The sequence below is a fragment of the Terasakiella sediminum genome (assembly GCF_033100395.1).
Classification (GTDB): Bacteria; Pseudomonadota; Alphaproteobacteria; order Rhodospirillales; family Terasakiellaceae; genus Terasakiella.
On sequence record NZ_JAWLVJ010000071.1, the window covers coordinates 1 to 1,114 of the forward strand.

At 49.7% G+C, this 1,114-nt stretch carries 1 tRNA gene and 2 pseudogenes; 1 reads left to right on the forward strand and 2 read right to left on the reverse strand.

From position 1 onward, the window contains the following. The first annotated feature begins 150 nt into the window (after window positions 1-150). Window positions 151-227, forward strand: a tRNA-Met gene (locus tag RYZ26_RS19850). 430 nt (window positions 228-657) lie between these two features. Here the strand turns inward: RYZ26_RS19850 and RYZ26_RS19855 are convergent. Further along, window positions 658-819 (reverse strand): annotated as a pseudogene (locus tag RYZ26_RS19855) (IS3 family transposase); the annotation flags it as partial. 36 nt (window positions 820-855) lie between these two features. Further along, window positions 856-1,023, reverse strand: a pseudogene (locus RYZ26_RS19860) (IS3 family transposase); the annotation flags it as partial. Window positions 1,024-1,114: the final 91 nt, after the last annotated feature.

A 1,114-nucleotide genomic window follows, 5' to 3' on the forward strand; every position in this document is an offset into this window, starting at 1 on the left:
GTGGAGCAGCCCGCCAAGAGCCCTCAGCAGAGAAAAATGCTAGCGGGCCTTGATATAACTGCCAAACATTGACGCGGGGTGGAGCAGCCCGCCAAGAGCCCTTAGCAGAGAAAAATGCTAGCGGGCCTTGATATAACTGCCAAACATTGACGCGGGGTGGAGCAGCCCGGTAGCTCGTCAGGCTCATAACCTGAAGGTCGTCAGTTCAAATCTGGCCCCCGCAACCATAAAAATAGGGTCCCCACCGGGGGCCCTTTTTTTATGTTTACGGAGGTACCAGATTCTGAACTGTGCGGAATGCCCGAACAGGGCAGATCGCCAGTTCGCGGCGCAAAGCGACGCTACCGAGCAGCGAAGCAGCGCAGGCTAAATCTGGCCCCCGCAACCAACGATACAGNTAGGGTCCCCACCGGGGGCCCTTTTTTTATGTTTACGGAGGTACCAGATTCTGAACTGTGCGGAATGCCCGAACAGGGCAGATCGCCAGTTCGCGGCGCAAAGCGACGCTACCGAGCAGCGAAGCAGCGCAGGCTAAATCTGGCCCCCGCAACCAACGATACAGAAACCTCGTCACCACAAGTGGCGGGGTTTTTGTTTGCAAGCTTCAGAAGGGCTGGTAACTCGCCGAAAAGCTCAACTTGGCAAGCCCCTAGTAATCTAGACACCTGATATTTTTTCGTAATACCGTCTTTCAAATTCCATCGGAGACAAGCCTCCATTGGCACCATGTCTTCGTGTTGGGTTGTAAAAGAACTCAATATAATTAAATATCTCCGCCCTTGCTTCATCACGGCTTTTATAGATTTTTCGTTTGATGTGGACCCGCTGCACTAAAGTGGAGGATACTTTACTCTGTCATGCAGCCTTCATTTCAAACTTCATGGGGCTAATATTTCCCAAGTATGAATGTCGGCGTTTTGGATTGTAGAATTTGTTGATGTATTTGAACAAGGCTTTTCCTGCTTGATCTCTGGTTTCAAAGGTCGTTCTCCATACCAATTCAGCCTTTAACGACTTGAAGAATGGTCCCGTCCCTATAAAATAGAGGATACTTTCTGTTAGACTGAGATCAACAGGAGGAACTTATGAATCTCAAAAAATCAGACGCGTTTAA